Here is a 20,879-nt window from a genome sequence, read left to right as displayed (position 1 = left end):
TAAAGTATTTTAGAGGAATTTTGAGCATTTTTATCCGATCGTAAAGAGGATAGCGCAAATTACCAGAACATAAATAAACGTAAAATATACAAATAGGTAACTATTTTGAATTGTTACCAACCATTTACTGCTTATTGGATGCTTTAGTGTTAAGATTGGGGTAATTGAATAATTTCCAAATGGATAAAGGAGGAATTTATGAATCAATCACCCATAACCTTTAGCACTGAACTAAAGACAAAAATTGTTCTTGAATTGTTACACGGAAAACCTAACCTCATAGAGATTGCCACCCAATATGGAACAACTGTTGAAAATCTTTCGATGTGGAAACAACAATTCTTAGCCAATGCTTCAGAGATATTTGAGACGCAAAGATCGAAAAAAGCATTAAAACGAAGGGTTGAAACGTATGTTAAAGAGAATAAAAAATTAACAGTTATGGTTGAAAAAGTTACGACGGAGCGAGATGTGGTGTGTCGTACATTGCAAAGTTTATCGATCGCGCATAACAGAAGGTTGATGAATGCGCGAAGCCATACGTTAGAGAAAAAACAGCGTGAGATCATTGCCTTAGATTATTTATTGATTAGCTAGGCGTTATGCGATCAGTACAGGTTTACATGTAAACTATAATTTAGTTGGTTTTGCAAGGGAAAGATCGTGTAAGAGATAGGGATGAATCTTGTTTTGATCATCCTGTTTCTGCTTGGCGTGTAGTTTCATCATCTTCATAAGCTTGTGTACTTTATTGACACCAATACGATACCCCTCTTTAATCAGTTGCTGATGCATCATACGGTAACCGTAAGCGGAGGAGATGGTTGTATGAATTTCCTGAATTCGATTGATGATTTTTGCGTCTTTGTCATCGGTTTGTTTGGGTGCATAATAAAGAGAAGTGCGATTCAGATTGATAATTTCACATTGCCTAGCAATCGAGAGCTTGCTGTAGTGTGTATCGATGAGCTTCTTTTTAACAGCGACATCGAGTCCTTGAAGTTTCGTGATCGCCGCATCCCTTTGGGAAGCTACATTCGTGAGTTTAGCGTTGAGTTTTTCATTCTCTTTTTTGAGCTTGGCAAGTTCGGCTTTGGACGATTTGGTTGAGTCAGTCGCTTCAAAAGCAAGCGTAGCATTGTCTAAAAAAAGTTGTTTCCAATTGAGAATATTTTTAGATGTAATAGCATATTTAGTGGCTAATTGCGGAATGGTTAGTTCCCCTTTAAGTGCTTCAAGCACAACCTGTGTTTTAAACTCAGTCGTAAAAGATGAACGCTTTCTACTCATAATAACTCCCCTATACAGTTCACTTTAACGTGCCAACAACATTAATGATAAAACATTACATGTAAAACACTTTAAAAACAAGATCTCTTGAACAATCTTACCAAACTTTTAATAATTTTAAATACTTCTCTAGCACGCAATCCAAAAACAGAATTATCATTATATAAAATTATATATTACGGTTATTCTAGCACTAAATTGTTGAAAATTACTAAAAATAAATGATTAATTTTAAATATTAAATACTTTAGAGAAGTATTTCACAAAATAAGTAATCTATTTTTATATAAAAATTGACATAGCAAACTATAAGAGATATTAAAAGAATAATAAATTAATAAAATATGTCTTGACAAAAGGTGGCAATGAAGCATATAATGACACAGATGAATCGATAAATCTAAACAGAAACATACCATTATTGTATCTGTTTGTAAAAGAATCTTATGACCAGAGGATTCTTGGGTAAACGTGTTAATAGGGTGAATTTAGATTTGATAGGTAAAGGATTGAAAATGGATATGACTCAAAAGGTCTCGTTACAAAGCTTAGAAGAAGCTATGGCAAAAATTCATCAAAGAATAGTTTCCGAACCTGCCTATAGGACCGTTCTTTATAAGATGCTTGCATTCTGCCAAGCAACACACTCGTCAGTTGATATAGCTGAAGAAGTATGCTCTTATCCTGAGATGAAGGGTTCTTTGCAGCCTGTTTCACTATTGCTCTCATGGTTGATTGCGTGTGATGGAATAGAGGAAGTGGTTTTAGCGGGTAGGGAAGGAAAAGAGCGTATGTTCCGTACGACGATAGCAGGAAAGGCGGTACTTGATAAAGAAAAGAGTGGCGATAAGATAGCCACATTATTCATGCAAGAACCTGCCTATGTTAGCATCTATTGGCAAATTTTAGGCACATGTGCTTCTCCTAAAACCAGAGCAGAAATTGAGGTAATGTTACGAGGCAATCCAATTCTTGAAAGTCCGAAAATTTATGCAAACTATTTCATTGAGACACTTGAAAATGCCGGCGGTTTGGAGTGGAGAGACAAATGGCAAACGACGCGTATGGGTATGAACGCGGTGAGCGAAAATGGATCATCGTATACGCATACAGCCAATCTTCATTCCTAATGATTGACCCTATAAGGAGAAATTTATGGAAAAAATAGAACAACCAGCGCTCGGGAGAAGAGATTTTCTCAAGACGACTGCTGTTATAGGTGCCTTTGGTGCGCTGAGCAGTTCGTGGTCAGGTGGGCTTGTCCCACGGGCGAATGCAGCCAGTGAAACTGCAATGACCAAAGAACGTACCGGAACAAAAATTATGAAGACGAACTGTCGTAGCTGTACTGCCGATTGTGGTGTTTTAGCACATGTGAGAGATGGTCGCGTTATTAAGCTTGAAGGCGATCCTGACTTTGAGAGAAGTGAAGGCGCTTTATGTGTTAAGGGTTTATCTGGGATTACAGCACTGTATCATCCTCAACGCAATAAATACCCAATGAAGCGTATGGGTGCTCGTGGTGAAAATAAATGGATGCGTGTCACTTGGGATGAAGCATTGGATGACATTGCTAAAAAATTGATGGAAATCCGTGAAAAATATGGTGCAGAAGCGGTCATGGGAAGCACTGGCGGTGGCGGAAATCCAAACTTCCTCAGCTGTTGTCGTTTTTGCGATGTTTTTGGCACACCCAATTGGTTTGAACCAGGAGCTTCACAATGTTATATGCCTCGTCAAATGGTTTATCAAATGATGTACGGTGGTGGACCTGCTGGAAATACAAGCTTAGGAGATTCTAACTGTATCGAAGCCTATTTTTACAACGACATCAAGATGAAAACATTCGTGTTGTGGGGAACAGACCCATCGTATAGTGGACCTTCTCAAGCAGGGCGTGCTTTAGTGGAACTTCGTGCGCGTGGTGTTCAAACCATTGTTATTGATCCACGTTTTACACCTGATGCGGCTAAGGCAGATATCTGGTTGCCGATTCGTCCAGGAACTGATGTCGCATTGATGATGGCATGGATCAAGTATATTATTGAAAAAAACTTGTATGACCTTGATTTTGTCATGAAATGGACAAATCTTCCTTACCTTGTCAATACCAAAACAAAAATGTTACTTCGCGAGAGTGATCTTATGGTCGGTGGACGTGCAGATACCTTTGTTATTTGGGATAAAAAAACCAATGCAGCTAAGCCAATTGCGTATCCATGGGATGATAATTTAGATCCTGCGTTAGAAGGTGCTTTTAGCGTTGATGGTATTACATGTAAAACAGGTTTTAGCCTTCTCAAAGAGCGTGTAGAGCCGTTTACCATTGCAAAAGCAGCGGAAGAGTGTGGCTTGGAAGCTTATAAAATTGAAAAAGCGATCAATCTTTATGCCAAAAACACTCCTTCAAGTATTGCGCTAGGGGTTGCAACCGATCACAATGTGAATTCGGCGCAAGCACCTATGTGTACAGCAGCACTTGATATGCTTATGGGAAATGTTGAAAAACCAGGTACGGCTTTACAACGTTACGCTGGGGGTGGAATCGGTGATCTTCGTACCACGATGTTGAAAAAATTCCTTCCAGAAGAGCAGTTACGCAAACGTTTGGGAGGTATCGAGCATAAGGGAATGCTAAGGTGGTGGGTTGCACAACCTGGTCCTTTGTTGGAAGCGATGACAACACGCAAACCTTATGGCATTCATGCGTGGATTGAGCGTTCTGGCAATAAACTTGCTGTGGTTGCGGACGCTGCTAAATGGATTGAAGGGTTAAAACAGTTGGATTTAGTCGTTCATGCTTTTGTCTATCCTACGTCATTCTCTGCTTATGCTGATTATCTTCTTCCTATGAATGAATGGTTAGAGTCTGATTTTATTGTCAGTTCTCACAACCGTATGTTTGCACGACAAGCCGTTACGCACCTTTGGGAGACTTGTAATGAGAGTTTCTTTTGGGCAAGACTGGCGAAAAAATGTGGTGAGCTTGGACATGAATCATGTAAGCGAGCCTTTGATCCTAAAGAGACAGCGCCTGAGCTTCCTTACTACAACACCTATGAAGAGCAATTGGATGGCTGGAGTAAATACTTTGGCATGACATGGTCAGAGTACAAAGCCAAAGTTCCTTTTGATTATGTTCCTTATAATGAGTGGAGACGCTATTACATTTATAAAGAGATTGATCCAAAAACAGGGAAACCAAAAGGTTTTGGAACACCTTCTAAAAAATGTGAAGTGTATGGTGAGAGCTTTATTACACTTGGTCGCACAGGTCGTCCTTGGACAACGTATGATCTTCCGCCATCTTCCAAAGATTACGATCCGCTTCCCTACTACATGGAGCCGCCTGAAAATCCAAAATCTGAAACTGGAAAAGAGTACCCACTGGTAATGACCAATGGACGTTTACCAATCTACCATCACGGAACATTGCGCAATAGCCCATTTCTTCGTGAGATTTTTCCTGTAGCTGAGATTTGGGTTAACCCAATTGCGGCTAAAAAATACGGTGTAGCACAAGGTGATTGGGTTTGGGTTGAATCACTTCGTGGAAAGATACAAGCCAAAGCACGTGTCACGGAGGGAATCCCACCTAATACGGTTTACATGGAGCGTTTTTGGAATCCTGAAACCCTTGATAGCCCTACAAAAGGGTGGAAAGAGATGAATGTGAATGTTCTCTCCAAATACACAGGTCCTTACAATGACATGTTTGGAACGTATACGTTGCGTGGCTATCAAGTCAAGATTTCTAAAGCGGATAGCGCACCAAAAGGTATTTGGCAAAAACCAGAAGATTTCAAACCGTGGCTTCCTGAGCCAACGGATGCAACCAAAACTGTGGTTCTGTAACTTTAACAAAGGAATTTACATATGAAAAATACAATGGTTATTGACCTAGACCGCTGCATCGGCTGTTACTCGTGCGAAATTGCATGTAAGATGGAGAATGACGTTGCGCTAGGTGTTTATTACAATAAAGTGTTGACGATTGGACCAACAGGAACGTTCCCTGATATTGAACAGTATTTTCTGCCAACCATCTGCCAACAATGCTATGACGCCCCGTGTGTGGGGGTCTGTCCAACAGGTGCCGCATATAAAGCGGCTGATGGTACGGTGCTTGTGAATAAAGAGCTGTGCATTGGCTGTAAATACTGCATGATGGCATGTCCTTATGGTGCACGTTCTTTCAATGAAGCTCAAAAAGTTGTTGAAAAATGCACATTGTGCGGACACCTTCAAGCCATTGGCGAAGAACCTGCTTGTGTGAAAGTCTGTTGTTCTAAAGCGCGAACATTTGGAGACATTGAGGATCCAAACAGTCATATTTCACAAGTATTAAGAGAAGCGGGAAGTGATAATATTCATACCTTACCCGATAGTGGTAACCACCCTTCTGTGAAATATATCTTGCACCGCAAGACAGCTACATGGCAAGCAACTCCACCCAAAGAGACGTGGAGAAATAGTAATCAATCTGGACGAAAGGGAGATAAACAACATGGGTAGCGAATGGTCATTAGTCTTTTTTACATCGTTTGTTGACTTAGGGTGTGGATTGTTTGTTGCATTAGCCATTAATGAATGGTTTAGTATCAATCCACAAGTACGATGGCGTGGCGCTATCGCAGTGCTTGTCGCATTAGCACTTGGTGGCTTATCCAGTGTATTACACTTAGGTCATCCAGAGAGAATTTTTGGAGCCTTTAGTCATCCAACCTCTGGTATTTTCATTGAGTCTTCTATGATTGCGATTACAGGCATTTGTGTGTTGGCATATATTTTTGCGCTCAAACGCAATGCATCGCATCAAAATCTTAAACTGATCACATTGATCGGCGCCATTCCTGCGGTGATCCTTGCGTTTGCGGTAGGGGATTCGTATGTTATGGCTTCTCGTCCAGCGTGGGATACGCTGGTTTTACCTTTTGCTTATTTGGGTTCAGCGGCTGTTTTAGGCTGCTTTGCGTATAGGATATTGGTTGTAAGCCCTAGTGAGCATTTGGTGACTCAGTTAAAATTGCTTACGCAAGGATTATTGGTTATTCAAGCTGTTTTAATGGTCGCTTATTTAGTCGCCTTATCCAATGCCCCTTACAGTGATGTCAGTAGATCAGCCACGCAGGTTTTGATGGGAGGATTTTCTGCTCTATTTTGGGGTGGAATCGTCATTATTGGGCTTTTGATCCCTTTTGGCTTAACCACGCTTAAGAAAGAGAGTGTCGCTCCCGTAATGTCAGCAACGCTTGGATTGGTGTGTGTTTTTATAGGAGCCGCCGCCTTTAGAGTGCTGATGTTTAATTTGGGCTCTACGGTTTGGCAGTTTTTCTAAATGAGGGATGATGAGAGAGGTTTTAGCCTCTCTCATTCGTTTAACATCGCTTTATAACTTTATTAAAATTGGATAACAGATGAATCAATTAACTGAAACTATAACCTTAATGGAAAATCGCGAAAATATGTACCAATTTTTGGGTCGGATATACAAGCTCGAAGTAGACAAAACATTGTTAGATCACATGTCACACATGCAATTTTCAAAAGAATGTAGCGGCAGTGAAAGTGAACTGGCAGAGGGATACCAATTGTTTGAGGACTATTTTAAACAAACAAAAATAGACATATTAACAGAACTTGCTGTTGACTATGCGGCTGTTTTTTTAGGTGCTGGCATTGCGGATGGTACGGTTGCGTATCCGTATGAGTCTGTGTACACCAGTCCTGAGCGACTCATTATGCAAGATGCCAGAGATAAGGTACTTGCCATTTACCGTGAGAAAGGTTTGGATAAAGATGAAGCTTTGGATATTCCTGAGGATCATATCGGTCTTGAGCTGGAATTTATGGCGTATTTATGCCATGAAGCCAAAGAGGCTATAGTTTTAAATGATTGGTCTGCGGCTGCTGTGTCACTTCAGATACAAAAAGATTTTTTAGAACACCATCTGCTCAATTGGATGCCCGAATTTTGTGCCGACATTCAAAAATGCTCACACGTTGATTTCTACAAAGCGATTGGCAAAATAACCCATGGATATTTAGACTTGGATACGCAAATGATCCATTATTTGAGCGAAACGATGGTGTTAAGCAATAATGAAATGGGTATCGAAAATAGCGCAGAAGATGCATCGTAATCGATCTTTTAGAATGAAGCGTGATGTATTCTAAGAAAAGAGTAAAACCATAATGAAACAGAATGAATTGTATACGGAAAAAAATACCACAAAAGCTTCAAAAAGCTCTCAGCGTCGTCAATTTCTCTCTTCAAGTGCTGGTATTGTCGTCATGCTTGGTCTTGGGTTTGTTGGAGCACAGAGTAAAACACAAAAGCTGCTTCGTCCTCCAGGAGGGCAAAATGAAGATGCGTTTAGGGCGAAATGTATCAAATGCGATCGCTGTAGAAGTGTGTGCCACACGTCTGTCATTGGTGTTACTCCCATTGAAGAGGGGTTTATCAATGCGCGAACGCCTGTGATGAAGTTTCATCTCGGGTTTTGTGATTTTTGTAACCAATGTGTTGAGGTCTGTCCCACACAAGCCCTAGAACCTTTTGATAAACAAACGGTCAAAATAGGGATAGCAACCCTCACCGACACCTGCATTGCCCTCAATTATGGCGGCTGTACGCTCTGCTTTGAAGCATGCGAGTATAAAGCGATTTCGCTAGATGATCAAAAAAGACCTATCATTGATGCCGACAAATGCAATGGATGTGGCGTCTGTGAAAAAATATGCCCATCCCTTGTTTTAAGATCGTACATCGGCGGAACACTGCGTGGTATCGAAGTGAGACCCATAGTAAAAGAGGCAATCGTATGAAAAAAATTAAGGCATCAACCCTTCGTACCCTGACGATTTTAGCATTTGTCCTGTTGGTGATCATAGGTTTGGCTTTTCACACAGGCACGGGAACTATTTCTGCTTTTGGATATAAAACGATCTCCGCCATTTGTCCTTTAGGCTCACTTGAAGCGCAATTAGCCAGCAAAACATTCTTACCTCAAGTACTGATTTCCTTGGCAGTATTTGTGCTGATTACCATCCTTTTTGGTCGTATTTTTTGTGCTTGGGCGTGCCCTGTTCCTTTGTTTCGCAAATGGTTTCCTAAAAATAATTCAAAAATAAACCATGCGGAAAAAGAAGTTCACGCTTCCTCTCAACAAACTTCAAAGACGGCAGATTCCAGTTATTTTGTATTAGGCGGAGCTTTGGCTTCAAGTTTTGTTTTTGGGTTTCCTGTCTTTTGTTTGATTTGTCCTGTGGGGTTGACCTTTGCTGTATTGATTGGCGCTTGGCGATTGATACAGTTTAATGAACCAACATGGTCGCTTCTAATTTTCCCTGTCATTTTGGTGTTAGAGCTGGTATTTTACCGTTACTCCTGCAGCAAATTTTGTCCTTTAGGCGCATTGATCTCTTTGGTAAGCCGTTTAAATATTTTCATGCGACCTAAAATTGATCAAAAGGTGTGTATGCAAACCAGTAAAGGGATTGAGTGTAAGCTGTGCAAAAGTGTCTGCAATGAAGCGATTGATCTGCATGAACCAGCCAAGGCTTCAACCCTTTCGAGGTGTACAAAGTGTCGTGACTGTGCGGATGTGTGTCCGATGAGTGCCATCAAATTTCCTTTTTTTAGTCAAAAAAACGATAAGCACCTCTAAGGCAAAATGCAATGATAAGAGACAATACACTAGAAAATACAGGGGTAAGCATTGCGCAAGAGCAGTGTACATGCTATTTGCATAAAGCCTCAACGTGCCAATGTTGCAGTGAAGCGTGTCCAACAGGTGCCATAACGCTCACGCTGAATCATCCCATTTACGATGCTGCGCTTTGCCTGCAATGTGGAGCGTGTGAGAGTGCTTGTCCTATGGGAGCTATCGAAGCTCTAACGCCAAGCGATGCACAACTCGAAGAAGAAATTATCTCTAGGGCTGTTTTGAATGCGAAAATTATCTTTACATGTAAAGAATCTGAAAAGAAGCGTGAAGGCGCAATTTCTCTCAAATGCCTTGCACGGCTTGAGCCTTCTTTGCTTCTTCTTTCCCTTGCAAAAGGGGCATCGGAAATTAAATTGATCTCAGGAGAGTGCCAAAAATGTGCTCTTAACCATACTTTGCCTTCCATTCACAAAACGATTGAAATGACACAAAAATATGCTGATCTATGCACTGTTCATATCCCAATTGCATTGGAATGCGCACAGAATATTTCAGATAATAATCTTACATGTAAAGATCATTCTCGTAGAATATTTTTTTTAAAACTGTTTCGTAAAAAACGTGTGGAACCATCGGTAGAAACGGCAAAGATCAGACAGAATAATACAAAAATACCCATACCCAAAAAACATCAACGGTTCGTTCAGTCCTTACAATTATTGGCGGGGAAAACACCTTTGCCTTGCAGCGATGATGCTTTATTCCTAGCACCAAACATCGATACGACGCAGTGCATCGGATGCACTATCTGCGCCAATGTCTGCCCAACGGGAGCTCTTGAAACAGATACCAGCGAGGAGAATTTGGGGATTACATCTAAACGTTCACGCTGCGTTGCATGCCATTTATGCGTGGATGTTTGCTTTAAAAATGCTATTTCGCTTGATGCTCACAATGATCTTGATACGATTCTCTCAACGCAACAAATCCTTTTGTATGAACGACAAAAAAATGAAGATGCTTTTTCCTGTGTTACTGAAAAAATGGGTACGCTCTTGGGTGCAAAAATTTACAATACGTAGTTTGTCTTTTGAGGGAATCTTATAGCGCAAAGAAGGCGTGTTATAAATCTAAATCTTTGAGTTTTTCAATCGCATAATCCCTTTCAGACGCTAAAGAGGATAATTTGGAAGCAAGTTTTTCATTCTCTTTTTTGAGCTTGGCAAGTTCGGCTTTGGAAGATTTGGTTGAGTCAGTCGCTTCAAAAGCAAGCGCAGCATTGTCTAAAAAAAGTTGTTTCCAATTGAGAATATTTTTAGATGTAATAGCATATTTAGCGGCTAATTGTGAAATGGTTAGTTCCCCTTTAAGCGCTTCAAGAACAACCAGTGTTTTAAACTCAGTTGTAAAAGATGAACGTTTTTTGCGCATAATCACTTCCCTTATAAAACGTGAACCTAAAACCTTACATGTAAAATAAGATTGATAGAATAATCATACCAAACTTTCAATCATGTTACATACTTCGCATAGCCCATAATAGAGGCATCAAAGAGCAACAAAAATCACGTTATTGAATAAGATTAACTATTTCACTCATTCTAACACTAAAAAATATAAAAATATTAAAAATAATTAATTAATTTTATACATTTATATTTTTTGAGAATAATTTTAATAAATAAGTTATTTATTATTAAATAAGTAGCGATATACTGATATATATTAAAATAAAGAAGAATATAAAAATATATATAATAGTCTTGACAAAAGGTGGCAATGAATCTTATAATGATGTTGATGAATCGATAAATCTAAACAGAAATAAATCATTATTATATCTGTTTGTAAAAGAATCTTATGGTCATGGGATTCTTGGGTAACGATAGGAAGAGCGTGAATTTGGATTTCACAGAGGAAGGATTCAAAAATGGATATGACTGAAAAAATCTCGTTACAAACGGTTGAGATGTAAGTAGCGTATAGTTTTAGTTTGGCAGTATTTAGTGTGTTGCTATTCCATTTTGTATCTTAAGCGGGTAATTTTAACAACGGTGATGAATAAGGATCTTAATATGTTTACCTTGTTCTTCTAAAAGGTTTTTTAAGGAGATAATATGAAATTAGCTAAACTTAGTTTGGTAACGATCGTTGTTGCTGGTTTAACCACTAGCTCATTTGCAGCAGATACACTGGCGGATGCTTTTAAAAATGGAAAGATTAATGGAGAGATTAAGGCATACTATTTTGACAGAGAAGGTTCGCCAAATTTAAGTACTGCCGCAACCGAAAAAGTTAACTCTGACATTTTCACAACAGGCATTATGCTTCATTATAATACGGATTCATTCTACGGCTTCAAATTGGGTGCGACGATGCAGTCAAGCAGTTCGCCTTTTGCTGATGGTGCTATTGGCACTGCGGGTACGGCGAAAGATGATTTTAAAAACGAGATGTATGGTTCTGGCACAGTATTATCAGAAGCCTATATAGAGTATACACTTGATAAGACATCTGTTAAAGTGGGTCGCCAATTTATTAACACTCCTTTAGTTGCAGGTAGCCCTTCACGTATTATCTTGCAATCCTTTGAAGGGGCTATGCTTACCAATACCGATCTTCCTCAAACAACTATCGTAGCAGGTGTTATTACAAAGTATCAAGATAGAACAGATTTCGCAGGAAATATTGCGGATTTTCAAAATCTTGATTCTGCTCTTGGTTCTTATGCGTATACACTCCTTGCTATCAATAAATCGCTTTCCAATACAACGTTGACAGCGCAGTGGTTAGGTATTAATGGTAATAATACAGCTACAGGCGTAGGTGACTTTTATTATCTAGAAGCTGCTTATGCCAATACATTGGGTGAATATCGATACGGTCTTGCTTTGAACCATGAGTATAAAGCAACGGAAAAACTGAATGAAGAAGACGGCAAAATGTACGGTGCAAAAGCCAGTTTAGGGTACGGTGATTTTAATACCTACGTTGCATATACTACTATTACCAAAGATGGTGATATCAAAGGTAATTCTATGGGTGGCGGTCTTGGTGGTGGTACCCAAACGGTGTTTGCCAAGGGATTGCAAAATAAACCAGGCACCTTTACCAAAGATACGGATGCCTATTCTGTTGATGCAAATTATTTATTTAAAAACATTAATTTCAAATTGGGGGCAAGATACACCGGAGTTGAGGATAATGCAAATGATAAAGAGTATGCCTATACCGATATTTATACGACATATACCTTTGTAGGTGCCCTTAAAGGATTATCGACAGATATCATGTATCAAGATTGGGGAAAAGATGCTGATGGACACGATTTTTGGTTCAAAGCGAATTATAAATTCTAAATCGTAACGATTTCTCTCTTAATGCAGTGATCATAGTATGACTGCATTAAGAATTTTTTATCGAAATAAATTCTTAAGCTGTACCCTAGATTTTTTAACAGTAGTAAAATGAAGTTGAGAAGTTTGTTTGAAAGTCCCTAAAATAGGGATGGTGCGGATAAGAAGACTCGAACTTCCATACCTTGCGGTACCAGATCCTAAGTCTGGCGTGTCTACCAATTTCACCATATCCGCACACAACAGTAGTAAATTTTGCGAAGCTGCGACTTCGTCTTAAAAGGGTGGTACGCCCTACACGATTCGAACGTGTGACCTACGCCTTAGAAGGGCGTTGCTCTATCCAGCTGAGCTAAGAGCGCATCTTCTCGGTTTAGGTGGTGCGCTCGAAAGGAGTCGAACCTACAACCTACGGATCCGAAGTCCGTTGCTCTATCCAATTGAGCTACGAGCGCATAAATAAACCGCTCTAAACAATGGGGTGAGTGATGGGGATCGAACCCACGACCCTCAGAACCACAACCTGATGCTCTAACCGACTGAGCTACACCCACCATCATTTTAAAATTATGACATGGTCGGGGCGAAAGGATTCGAACCTTCGACCCCCTGGTCCCAAACCAGGTGCGCTGACCAGACTGCGCTACGCCCCGACATTTAAAAAAACCTAAGATGGTCTTTTTAAGGCTGAAATTCTAGCCAAAATCCAGCCTTTTGTCAAGGAAAAGTTTTTAGGCTTTGTGGGAAAACTCGATCAATCCCTCTGTCGGTGAGCTGGCCGTTGCAAAAGGCTTCTTCGCGATGCGTCCTGCAAGGAAGCTTGCCCGTCCTGCAAGTACAGCGTATTTCATCGCTTCAGCCATTAAAATAGGGTTTCTTGCTTGTGCAATAGCCGTGTTGGTTAGTACACCATCGGCGCCAATTTCCATCGCAATAGCCGCGTCACTGGCACAGCCAATACCTGCATCAACGATAACAGGAATATTCACCGCTTCTTTGATGAACAGAACGTTATAGCGATTTTGAATGCCTAGCCCACTGCCGATAGGCGAAGCTAAAGGCATAACAGCGGCACTTCCAGCATTTTCCAGGCGTTTTGCCATAATCGGGTCATCATTGGTGTAGGTCATGATGGTAAAGCCATCCTTGGCTAAAACTTCACACGCTTTAAGTGTTTCCATAACATCGGGGTAGAGTGTTTTAGCCGTATCGCCAATCACTTCGAGTTTAATGAGATCAAGTCCTGTCGCTTCTCGAACCATTCTGAAAAGTGTAATAGCATCTTCGGCGGTTGTACAGCCTGCTGAGTTTGGAAGCAGTTTGATGTCGGTTCCTTTGAAGTAATCCATGAGATTTTCTTCGTTAGGGTTGGTGATGTTGACGCGACGTACCGCTACGGTGATGAGTTTTGCGCCACTCGCAAGTGTTGCATCTTTGGTTGTTTGAAAGTCAGGGTATTTACCACTTCCAACGATCAAACGGCTTGCAAATTCTATATTTCCAACTTTAAGAATGTCGTTCATTTTAGTTCCTATTGAGTAAATTTTTAACGGTTTCGGGAAGGAGTTCATGCTCGAGTGTGTGGATTTTGGCTTCAAAATCTTCTAAATTCATGCCTTCACTTTTCTCAAAACAGCGTTGAGCGATGATTTCACCGCCATCGAGCTCTTCGCTGACGTAGTGAACGCTGATGCCAGCGATTTTCATGGGGGAATCAAAGCTCTCTTTTATAGCATTGCCTCCCTTAAAAAGCGGAAGGAGTGAGGGATGTAAATTGATCGCTTTAACCTGTTGTGTGAAATACGGAGTGAGAAAACGCATAAAGCCAGCGAGCACAGTAAGCTCGGCACCACTGCGGTGGATAGCCTCGACAAGGGCTTCATCAAAGGCTTCACGGCTACCATAAAGCGTGTGATCGATGATGAGAGGTTCTATGCCGTAACTGCGTGACTTTTCGATTCCTGCCGCATTGGGGCGATTGCAAATGGTGGTTGCAACTTCGATTTGACAGTGTTCAAATACTTGGTTGTGAAGAGCCGCAAGCAATTTTTCCAAATTACTCCCTTCTCCACTGAATAAAATAGCAATTTTCTTTATAACCATTTAAGACCTTTACAAATATCCATCGGGGTGAGCGCAAAATTGTTACATGTAAACGTGCGTGATACGAGGGCATGCGCCAAAGAGGCACTGATTGCCGCATCTTTTGGGGTGTAGCCTTGGGCGAGGAGTGCGCCTATCATGCCAGACATGACATCGCCACTGCCCCCTTTGGCAAGGGAAGGCGTGCCATAGGTGTTGATGAAAAGCTCACCATTGTGTGCGATGATGGTGTTCGCACCTTTGAGAACGAGTACGACATGAGGAAAGGCGAGGCTAAAGTGTTTGGCGTGTTTAAAGCGGTTTTGCTGAATCATTTCCACGCTGATTTTTTCTTTACATGTAAGCTCTAAAATCGCGCTAAATTCTTTGGGATGGGGGGTTAAAACGACAGGTTTTTGGGATGCGATGATCTCCGTGATAAGCGGATGATGCGACAAGGATGCGTCGATAACCAGTGGTAAATTATTGGCGAGCAAAAGTGTTTTAAGCGCTGGTTCATCAAAAGGCATTTCAAGTCCCATACCTGCGACGATGACATTGGCATTTTTTGGCAGTGTTTCGCTGTGCATCAGATAAATAGGCAATTTTTTAGGTTTCTCACCAATGAGTGTCACCAGGCCAGCGCCAAAATGAAATGCGCCCATGCCTGCTAATCGTGCCGCGCCCTCTTTGGAACCTTGCACAATCGCGACGTGTCCAAAAGTGCCTTTATTGGTGTTTTTCTTGATACGAATCGGCAGTTTTAGGTCGCTTTTTCGAAGCAAAAAATTGGAGCTTGGTGTTTCGTACTGACTTCGAGCGATGCCAAGATTGGCGACTTTGATATCGCCTATGGCGTCTTTAACCGTGTCATTTAACAGACCCAGTTTCAAAGCGCCCATCGTCACCGTTTCATTGGCTTGAAAAATGACAGAACTGAGTGTTAAATCGTTCAGAATTCCACTGGGAATGTCGCAGGCTATTTTGTAGCCTTGCTTTGCATTGAGTGTTTTGAGCAGTTTACATGTAAGCTCATCCAAAGGACGATTGAGCCCTACGCCAAAGAGTGCATCGACGTAGATATCGGCATCGATGAGCTCATTGAGCACGGAAACACCTACTTTTTTAGCGCGTTTGAGTTGCAGTTTTGCAAGCTCAGATTTGAGCTCAAAAGGGAGATAAATGCTCACAGTGTACGCGCCATAAAGCAACCGTGCCGCGACAATGCCGTCCGCACCGTTGTTTCCCATGCCACAGACAAAGAGCGCACTTTTTTTACATGTAAGCTTTTTTTTGACAGCACGTGCGAGCGCAAGACCCGCATGTTCCATCAAAATTTCAGGGGTTAAATCAAAATTTTTATAACAACGCTCATCTAAACTGTTTGTTTCTTCATGGACGTACTGCATTGGTTTCTCCTAACGCTTACGGAAGCTTAAAGCTTCTAAAAGATGCTCTTGTAAGATGGGTTCACTCTGTGCCAAATCGGCGATGGAGCGCGCAATGCGAAGCACTTTGTGGATACTTCGCTGACTCAGCCCCAAGCGATTTTGCGCCATCTCTAAACTCTCAGCCGCTTTTGCTTCGAGGGTGCAAAAACGCATCGTATTGTGCTCATCCAGCTTGCCATTAAGCTCATTTTGCCCACGACTTTTTTGCATAACAAAGGCTTTTAGCACCTGTTCAAACATCTCCTTTGAGCTGAGCCCTTGCTCTTTAGAACTCTCTTCGCTCATCTGAATGTACAGATCGATTCTGTCCATAATGGGCTCAGAAATGCGGTTTTTATAGCGATTGATCTCGACTTCTGAACAACGACACTCATGCGTTTGGCTGAAAAGATTCCCACATGGGCAAGGGTTTTGAGCGGCGGCAAACAGAAATTTGGTTGCGTAACTGACTTTGGTATTGACCCGAGAAATGAGGACGCGATGATCTTCTAAAGGTTCTCTTAGGCTCTCTAAAACGGTTTTGGAAAAGTTGGGAAATTCGTCAAAAAACAAAATCCCATTGTGGGCGAGCGCAATTTCCCCTGCACGACTTTGAGAACTACCTCCACCAAAGATGGACGGACGCGAAGAGGTGTGATGTGGAGAGCGGAAAGGGCGCAAAGGGCTTAGCTCCACATCCTCTTCTTGAAGTGATTGATAGGCGTTTGATTCTAAAATTTCTTCAATGCTTTGAGGCGGTAAAATGTAGCGAAGGCGCTTGATGCTCATGCTTTTGCCACATCCTGGGCTTCCTTCCATCAGAAGGTTGTGCATACCCGCTGCGGCGATCATCATCGCCCGTTTGGAGCGGTGTTGCCCTAAAACATCGCTAAAATCAAGCGGAAATTGCGTATTGTAAAAGTAACGTTTATTCTCAATCTCCAATACATTTTCGCAAAAACTTTGCTCACGAGGAGGCGCTTCCGTGTTGAAGCGTTTTTCTTTAAAAAAGAGCACGGCATCACTCAGCGTTTCAACACCAAATGCCTCGATATTGGGGATTTGCTGCACTTTGGAGAGAATCTCACTTGGGATTAAAACACGAAGGTTAGGGGTATGCGAAGCAAGGGAGAGGATAATAGGAAACATGGAGTTGGTCTTCTTAATTTTGCCATCCAGCCCCAGTTCACCAAAGATGAAAAAATCTTTACATGTAAAGCGTTCTTTTTGAATGGCGATAAGCAGAGCCGTGACCAAATCAAAGTGGCTTCCCTCTTTTTTAAGATCAGAAGGGGAGAGGTTAATCGTGATTTTTTGGGAAGGAAACTGAAAATCAATGCTCGAAAGAGCTGATTTTACGCGTTCGCGTGACTCTTGGATGGAAATATCGGTAAGACCGACAATATTAAATCCAGGAAGGGCTCGCACAAGGGTTGACTCGACATCGACCTCATAAGCTTTATTCCCAAATAGCGTGGCGCACTTCGCATGTTTGACCTTGGAGAGTGCAACAGCTTCTTCCACGATTATTTACCTGCTTTTTGCTTTTTTTTCCACTCTTTGTCAAATTTTTTACGTTTTAAATAAGAGAGTTTTTCGATAAAAAGGCGACCTTTGAGGTGGTCCATCTCGTGTTGTACGGCAATGGCCATCAGATCGGTAAACTCTTCTTCGCATCTATTACCATCGCGATCACAATAGACAACTTTAATATGTGCGGCACGCTCGATCTCATCGTAATACCCAGGAACACTTAAACATCCCTCTTGGTAAATCGTAAGACCATCTTTTTCAAGAATGACGGGATTGATCATTTCATAGAGATTTTCGACGGTTTGGTACCCTTCTTCATCGACAAGATTGATGATGAGTACATTCAGAGGCACACCCACTTGAATTGCCGCAAGCCCAATACCCTCTTTGGCAACCATTGTTTCGTACATATCGTGTAAAAGCGTGTGCAAATGCACATCAAAATGCGTTACCTCTTTGGAGGTCTCTCGTAGCAGCTTATTGGGATAAACAAGAATCTCTCTAATCATAGCTCCTCGCTTGGAAGGGAAGGCGTACACACAATGTAAGGAACATATTTTTTACCAGTGTGTGGGAGTTCTTCAAGGGTTGCAGAAATAAACTCCTCGGAATTATGCTCGGTATCGAGGGCAACGATGGAAAGCTCGATGTCGGTTTCAACTTCGCCTGTTCCCACAAAAAAGCTGGTTTGATACACCAGTTCACTGATACGATCGCACGCTTTTTTAGCACTCGTAATATCAGTATGTTTGAGAATCATCGCAAAAACACCATCGCCAAAATGCGCCACAATATCGCTTCTGCGAGAAGTTTTCAGAAGCAATTTAGCAATGTTGCGCACAACGGTGTCTTTGTCTTTTTTATTGACAATTTTCTCTAATGTATCTTCTTTTACACGCGCTAGTACCAAAGAGCTTGAATGCGCATAGTTTTTGATCAGTTTGATCTCATCTTGGAGCGATTTAAGCAAGTATCTGCGGTTGTAAACGCCATACTTAACATCGAAAATAGATTGATTGTCGACCTCTTGCAAGATCGTTGTTGTTTTTTGATAATAATCTTTCAAAAGATCAATTTGCTTGGTGGTCAGTACAAACATTTTATTGAGATCTTCGCTCAGCGTTGAGATGATATTTTGAATCGAAAGTGGGTTGGAGTTTGTCTCTAACTGCGTTGAGCGTTTTTTAATAATCTCTTGCATCACATTAAGATTGCGATAGACCGTAGAAACCACTTGCATGATGTTTTTAATCTGTGAAAAACCCTCTTTGACTTCGCGCTCAATGCGTGCATGATTTTCATCATTGTTCGTATTTTCAAGATCTAAAAAGTCATTAATGCGTTTTCTAAACGCAACGGGTTTACTCTCTAAAAGTTTGTCAAAATAGATCTGAAAATTGGTAGGGGTGGGAGGGATATTTTCATCCCCCAACACCTTGAGTACCAACGCGGCAAATTTTTCAAGCTCCACATTGGAAGCTTGTGGAACAATAGGCTCTTTAGGAATGGGCGGGGGTGGAGCTTGCTCAATCGTATCATCCTTGACATCGATATTATAAACACCCGTTTTCCCTTTTTCTTTGTTAAAACGAACCATTGTTTGCCCTCTTTATGTTATTTAAAACTTTTATCTAATACTTTATCAATTAAACCGTATTCACTTGACTCTTCCGCACTCATGAAAAAGTCTCTCTCTGTATCTTTAATGATTTTAGGGAGTTTTTGTGAACAGTTTTTTGCCAAAATTTCATTGAGCACTTGCTTCATTCTCAAAATTTCTTTTGCTTGAATCTCAATGTCCGTTGCTTGACCTTGTGCCCCACCTAAAGGTTGGTGAATCATAATGCGTGCATTTGGAAGCGCGTAACGTTTCCCTTTAGCCCCAGCACTGAGTAAAAATGCTCCCATGGATGCTGCTTGACCGATACAAATGGTACTGATGTCGGGTCTGACATAATTCATCGTGTCATAGATGCTAAAACCACTGGTAATAACGCCACCCGGAGAGTTGATGTAAAGATAGATGTCTTTTTCAGGATCTTCCGCTTCAAGGAAGAGTAGCTGAGCTACAATCGAAGAAGCAACAACATCATTAATCTCACCGCTGAGCATGATGATACGATCTTTTAAAAGGCGAGAGTAGATGTCATAACTTCTTTCTCCTCGGCCCGTTTTTTCGATAACGACTGGAACATAATAGCTCATTATTTACCTTTAGTAAAAAGCTTTGTGAAGAGTCTCTCTTCAATGATAGACATTTTAATCGCTGGAAGAACACCTTGTTTCTCATAATACTCTAGGTACTCTTTTGGATTAGCACCTTGTTGCATCGCTTCAAAGTAGATCATTTGAAGGACTTCTTGGTCACTGACATTAATCCCTTCTTGTTTGGCTAATTCATCAACAATGAAGGTAAGTTTAACACTTTTTTCAGACTCTGCTCTAAACTCTTCTCGTTTTTCTTTGATTTTATCAGGATTTCCTGCATATTCTTTGATTTCGTCTTCGCTGAGTTTGCCAAAAACACCACGCATTTGAAGATCAATCTCTTGGTCAACGATGTTTTCTGGTAAATCAAGAGCGAGTTTTTCTAAGATATTTTCAACAAATTTAGGTTTGACTTCATCGTTGAAAAGTTTTGCGAGTTTTTCATTGCGGATTTCGGTCTCAATTTGCTCTTCAAGTACGGCTAAAGTCGGAGCTTCAACACCTGGAAGTAATTTTTTGATCATCTCTTCACTAGGAGTCTCTGGAATATCTTTTACTTTGATCTCTTTAATGGTGACTTTAAATACCGTTGGTTTGCCTGCAAGGTCTTTGTTTCCGTAAGTCTCTGGGAACGTTACTGCAATATCTTTGCTTTTACTACTGACTTTGAGTCCGATAATGCCATCTTCAAAACCTGGGATAAATGAACCACTTCCGATTTCAAGGGTATAGCTCTCCGCTTTTCCACCTTCAAACGCGACACCATCGACAAAGCCTTCAAAATCGATCACAACAAAGTCGCCTGATTTAACGGCACGTTTTTCTTCAACGGTTTTAAGCTCAGCAACCAGTGCTAACGTTTTCTCAAGTCGCTCGCTGATCTCTTTTTTCGTTACTTTTGGCGCTTTATATTCAGGTACGCACTCTTTGTAGCCTTCAATGACTACGGTTGGTTTAAATGAAAGTTTCATCACAAGCTCTAAACCACCCTCTTTCTCTTCAAATTTTGAGAAACTTGGCTCTCCAACAACAAGATCTGCTTTAACATCAAGTTCAGCTAAGGCTTTGGTGTAAAGTTCTCTGAGAACTTCGGTTTGTGCGTCTTCTTTAAGTTGTTTGCCGTAACGTGCTTTAACGATGTGTGCAGGAACCTTTCCTTTTCTAAAACCATCCACTTTCATATTTGAAGCTGCTGATGCAATGAGCTTCTCTTCTTTTTTTTGTAAAAGTGCAGGTGAAATAGTCGCTTCAACTGCAGCATTAGCACTATTAGTACGGTTAACTTTAATTTGCATAAAATCCCTTTTCGA

20 protein-coding genes and 5 tRNA genes are annotated in these 20,879 nt (G+C 41.0%); 10 read left to right on the top strand and 15 right to left on the bottom strand.

Annotated elements, in window-relative coordinates; genetic code table 11:
• The first annotated feature begins 198 nt into the window (after positions 1–198).
• On the top strand, positions 199–597 hold the full coding sequence (locus SHALO_RS14050) for a transposase (RefSeq protein ID WP_069479076.1): 399 nt from the start codon (positions 199–201) through the stop codon (positions 595–597).
• A gap of 33 nt (positions 598–630) precedes the next feature.
• Here SHALO_RS14050 and SHALO_RS14045 read toward each other — a convergent pair whose 3' ends face one another.
• Complete coding sequence (locus SHALO_RS14045; RefSeq protein WP_069479075.1) at positions 631–1,290, bottom strand: IS3 family transposase; 660 nt, start codon at positions 1,288–1,290, stop codon at positions 631–633.
• A 515-nt stretch (positions 1,291–1,805) separates the two neighbouring features.
• Here SHALO_RS14045 and SHALO_RS14040 point away from each other — a divergent pair.
• The 8 genes from SHALO_RS14040 (at position 1,806) to SHALO_RS14005 (ending at position 10,042) form a co-directional block, all read left to right on the top strand.
• Positions 1,806–2,420, top strand: a complete 615-nt coding sequence (locus tag SHALO_RS14040; RefSeq protein ID WP_145923268.1) for a hypothetical protein — start codon at positions 1,806–1,808, stop codon at positions 2,418–2,420.
• A 25-nt stretch (positions 2,421–2,445) separates the two neighbouring features.
• The gene (locus SHALO_RS14035) at positions 2,446–5,145 is read left to right on the top strand and encodes a molybdopterin-containing oxidoreductase family protein (RefSeq protein WP_174543307.1); all 2,700 of its coding nucleotides are present in this window, start codon (positions 2,446–2,448) and stop codon (positions 5,143–5,145) included.
• 21 nt (positions 5,146–5,166) lie between these two features.
• The gene (locus tag SHALO_RS14030) at positions 5,167–5,805 is read left to right on the top strand and encodes a 4Fe-4S dicluster domain-containing protein (protein WP_069479073.1); all 639 of its coding nucleotides are present in this window, start codon (positions 5,167–5,169) and stop codon (positions 5,803–5,805) included.
• Positions 5,798–6,628: a dimethyl sulfoxide reductase anchor subunit family protein gene (locus SHALO_RS14025; protein WP_069479072.1), complete on the top strand. Its 831-nt coding sequence runs from the start codon at positions 5,798–5,800 to the stop codon at positions 6,626–6,628. Before SHALO_RS14030 ends, SHALO_RS14025 begins: the two co-directional genes overlap by 8 nt.
• A gap of 79 nt (positions 6,629–6,707) precedes the next feature.
• A complete protein-coding gene (locus SHALO_RS14020; protein ID WP_069479071.1) occupies positions 6,708–7,433 on the top strand; it encodes a TorD/DmsD family molecular chaperone in 726 nt (241 codons plus the stop codon).
• Between the two features lie 52 nt (positions 7,434–7,485).
• Positions 7,486–8,118, top strand: coding sequence for a 4Fe-4S dicluster domain-containing protein (locus tag SHALO_RS14015; protein ID WP_069479070.1), 633 nt, complete (start codon positions 7,486–7,488; stop codon positions 8,116–8,118).
• Positions 8,115–8,960: a 4Fe-4S binding protein gene (locus tag SHALO_RS14010; RefSeq protein WP_069479069.1), complete on the top strand. Its 846-nt coding sequence runs from the start codon at positions 8,115–8,117 to the stop codon at positions 8,958–8,960. Before SHALO_RS14015 ends, SHALO_RS14010 begins: the two co-directional genes overlap by 4 nt.
• An 11-nt stretch (positions 8,961–8,971) precedes the next feature.
• A complete protein-coding gene (locus SHALO_RS14005; protein ID WP_069479068.1) occupies positions 8,972–10,042 on the top strand; it encodes a 4Fe-4S binding protein in 1,071 nt (356 codons plus the stop codon).
• A 40-nt stretch (positions 10,043–10,082) separates the two neighbouring features.
• On the opposite strand, the gene SHALO_RS14000 is transcribed toward SHALO_RS14005, so the two are convergent.
• Positions 10,083–10,391, bottom strand: a complete 309-nt coding sequence (locus tag SHALO_RS14000) for an IS3 family transposase (RefSeq protein WP_084010973.1) — start codon at positions 10,389–10,391, stop codon at positions 10,083–10,085.
• A 686-nt stretch (positions 10,392–11,077) separates the two neighbouring features.
• On the opposite strand from SHALO_RS14000, the gene SHALO_RS13995 reads away from it, so the two are divergent.
• Positions 11,078–12,319 carry an OprD family outer membrane porin gene (locus SHALO_RS13995; protein ID WP_069479067.1) on the top strand — a complete coding sequence of 414 codons (1,242 nt, stop codon included), beginning with the start codon at positions 11,078–11,080 and terminating at the stop codon, positions 12,317–12,319.
• Between the two features lie 149 nt (positions 12,320–12,468).
• Here SHALO_RS13995 and SHALO_RS13990 read toward each other — a convergent pair.
• From SHALO_RS13990 to tig, 13 genes are all read right to left on the bottom strand, one after another.
• Positions 12,469–12,553: transfer RNA gene (locus SHALO_RS13990), tRNA-Leu, on the bottom strand.
• Between the two features lie 48 nt (positions 12,554–12,601).
• Positions 12,602–12,678 (bottom strand) — tRNA-Arg (locus SHALO_RS13985).
• A gap of 16 nt (positions 12,679–12,694) precedes the next feature.
• Positions 12,695–12,771, bottom strand: a tRNA-Arg gene (locus SHALO_RS13980).
• Positions 12,772–12,793: 22 nt separating this feature from the next.
• Positions 12,794–12,870 (bottom strand) — tRNA-His (locus tag SHALO_RS13975).
• 21 nt (positions 12,871–12,891) lie between these two features.
• Positions 12,892–12,969: transfer RNA gene (locus SHALO_RS13970), tRNA-Pro, on the bottom strand.
• Positions 12,970–13,047: 78 nt separating this feature from the next.
• The gene (locus tag SHALO_RS13965; protein WP_069479066.1) at positions 13,048–13,839 is read right to left on the bottom strand and encodes a thiazole synthase; all 792 of its coding nucleotides are present in this window, start codon (positions 13,837–13,839) and stop codon (positions 13,048–13,050) included.
• Position 13,840: 1 nt separating this feature from the next.
• Positions 13,841–14,419 (bottom strand): phosphoribosylglycinamide formyltransferase, encoded by a 579-nt coding sequence (gene purN / locus SHALO_RS13960; RefSeq protein ID WP_069479065.1) that lies wholly within the window; start codon positions 14,417–14,419, stop codon positions 13,841–13,843.
• Positions 14,410–15,807, bottom strand: coding sequence for a bifunctional ADP-dependent NAD(P)H-hydrate dehydratase/NAD(P)H-hydrate epimerase (locus SHALO_RS13955; protein WP_069479064.1), 1,398 nt, complete (start codon positions 15,805–15,807; stop codon positions 14,410–14,412). Before SHALO_RS13955 ends, purN begins: the two co-directional genes overlap by 10 nt.
• Positions 15,808–15,816: 9 nt before the next feature.
• Positions 15,817–17,352: a YifB family Mg chelatase-like AAA ATPase gene (locus SHALO_RS13950; protein ID WP_069479063.1), complete on the bottom strand. Its 1,536-nt coding sequence runs from the start codon at positions 17,350–17,352 to the stop codon at positions 15,817–15,819.
• A gap of 2 nt (positions 17,353–17,354) precedes the next feature.
• Positions 17,355–17,870 (bottom strand): peptide deformylase, encoded by a 516-nt coding sequence (gene def / locus SHALO_RS13945; protein WP_069479062.1) that lies wholly within the window; start codon positions 17,868–17,870, stop codon positions 17,355–17,357.
• Positions 17,867–18,958 (bottom strand): GGDEF domain-containing protein, encoded by a 1,092-nt coding sequence (locus SHALO_RS13940; protein WP_069479061.1) that lies wholly within the window; start codon positions 18,956–18,958, stop codon positions 17,867–17,869. Before SHALO_RS13940 ends, def begins: the two co-directional genes overlap by 4 nt.
• Positions 18,959–18,975: 17 nt before the next feature.
• Complete coding sequence (gene clpP / locus SHALO_RS13935; protein ID WP_069479060.1) at positions 18,976–19,566, bottom strand: ATP-dependent Clp endopeptidase proteolytic subunit ClpP; 591 nt, start codon at positions 19,564–19,566, stop codon at positions 18,976–18,978.
• Positions 19,566–20,864 (bottom strand): trigger factor, encoded by a 1,299-nt coding sequence (gene tig / locus SHALO_RS13930; protein WP_069479059.1) that lies wholly within the window; start codon positions 20,862–20,864, stop codon positions 19,566–19,568. Before tig ends, clpP begins: the two co-directional genes overlap by 1 nt.
• Positions 20,865–20,879: the final 15 nt, after the last annotated feature.

The sequence above is a fragment of the Sulfurospirillum halorespirans DSM 13726 genome (assembly GCF_001723605.1).
In the GTDB taxonomy this organism is placed as follows: Bacteria; Campylobacterota; Campylobacteria; order Campylobacterales; family Sulfurospirillaceae; genus Sulfurospirillum; species Sulfurospirillum halorespirans.
This window is presented reverse-complemented; position numbering and strand designations above follow the sequence as displayed.

Excerpts from the sequence above, each read along its gene's own strand:
- SHALO_RS14005 (WP_069479068.1), top strand. The coding sequence starts at position 8,972 with ATGATAAGAGACAATACACTAGAAAATACAGGGGTAAGCATTGCGCAA.
- clpP (WP_069479060.1), bottom strand. The coding sequence starts at position 19,566 with ATGAGCTATTATGTTCCAGTCGTTATCGAAAAAACGGGCCGAGGAGAA.
- SHALO_RS14020 (WP_069479071.1), top strand. The coding sequence starts at position 6,708 with ATGAATCAATTAACTGAAACTATAACCTTAATGGAAAATCGCGAAAAT.
- SHALO_RS14045 (WP_069479075.1), bottom strand. The coding sequence starts at position 1,290 with ATGAGTAGAAAGCGTTCATCTTTTACGACTGAGTTTAAAACACAGGTT.
- SHALO_RS14025 (WP_069479072.1), top strand. The coding sequence starts at position 5,798 with ATGGGTAGCGAATGGTCATTAGTCTTTTTTACATCGTTTGTTGACTTA.
- SHALO_RS13940 (WP_069479061.1), bottom strand. The coding sequence starts at position 18,958 with ATGGTTCGTTTTAACAAAGAAAAAGGGAAAACGGGTGTTTATAATATC.
- SHALO_RS14050 (WP_069479076.1), top strand. The coding sequence starts at position 199 with ATGAATCAATCACCCATAACCTTTAGCACTGAACTAAAGACAAAAATT.
- SHALO_RS14035 (WP_174543307.1), top strand. The coding sequence starts at position 2,446 with ATGGAAAAAATAGAACAACCAGCGCTCGGGAGAAGAGATTTTCTCAAG.
- SHALO_RS14015 (WP_069479070.1), top strand. The coding sequence starts at position 7,486 with ATGAAACAGAATGAATTGTATACGGAAAAAAATACCACAAAAGCTTCA.
- SHALO_RS14040 (WP_145923268.1), top strand. The coding sequence starts at position 1,806 with ATGGATATGACTCAAAAGGTCTCGTTACAAAGCTTAGAAGAAGCTATG.
- SHALO_RS14010 (WP_069479069.1), top strand. The coding sequence starts at position 8,115 with ATGAAAAAAATTAAGGCATCAACCCTTCGTACCCTGACGATTTTAGCA.
- def (WP_069479062.1), bottom strand. The coding sequence starts at position 17,870 with ATGATTAGAGAGATTCTTGTTTATCCCAATAAGCTGCTACGAGAGACC.
- SHALO_RS14030 (WP_069479073.1), top strand. The coding sequence starts at position 5,167 with ATGAAAAATACAATGGTTATTGACCTAGACCGCTGCATCGGCTGTTAC.
- SHALO_RS14000 (WP_084010973.1), bottom strand. The coding sequence starts at position 10,391 with ATGCGCAAAAAACGTTCATCTTTTACAACTGAGTTTAAAACACTGGTT.
- SHALO_RS13995 (WP_069479067.1), top strand. The coding sequence starts at position 11,078 with ATGAAATTAGCTAAACTTAGTTTGGTAACGATCGTTGTTGCTGGTTTA.
- SHALO_RS13965 (WP_069479066.1), bottom strand. The coding sequence starts at position 13,839 with ATGAACGACATTCTTAAAGTTGGAAATATAGAATTTGCAAGCCGTTTG.
- SHALO_RS13955 (WP_069479064.1), bottom strand. The coding sequence starts at position 15,807 with ATGCAGTACGTCCATGAAGAAACAAACAGTTTAGATGAGCGTTGTTAT.
- tig (WP_069479059.1), bottom strand. The coding sequence starts at position 20,864 with ATGCAAATTAAAGTTAACCGTACTAATAGTGCTAATGCTGCAGTTGAA.
- purN (WP_069479065.1), bottom strand. The coding sequence starts at position 14,419 with ATGGTTATAAAGAAAATTGCTATTTTATTCAGTGGAGAAGGGAGTAAT.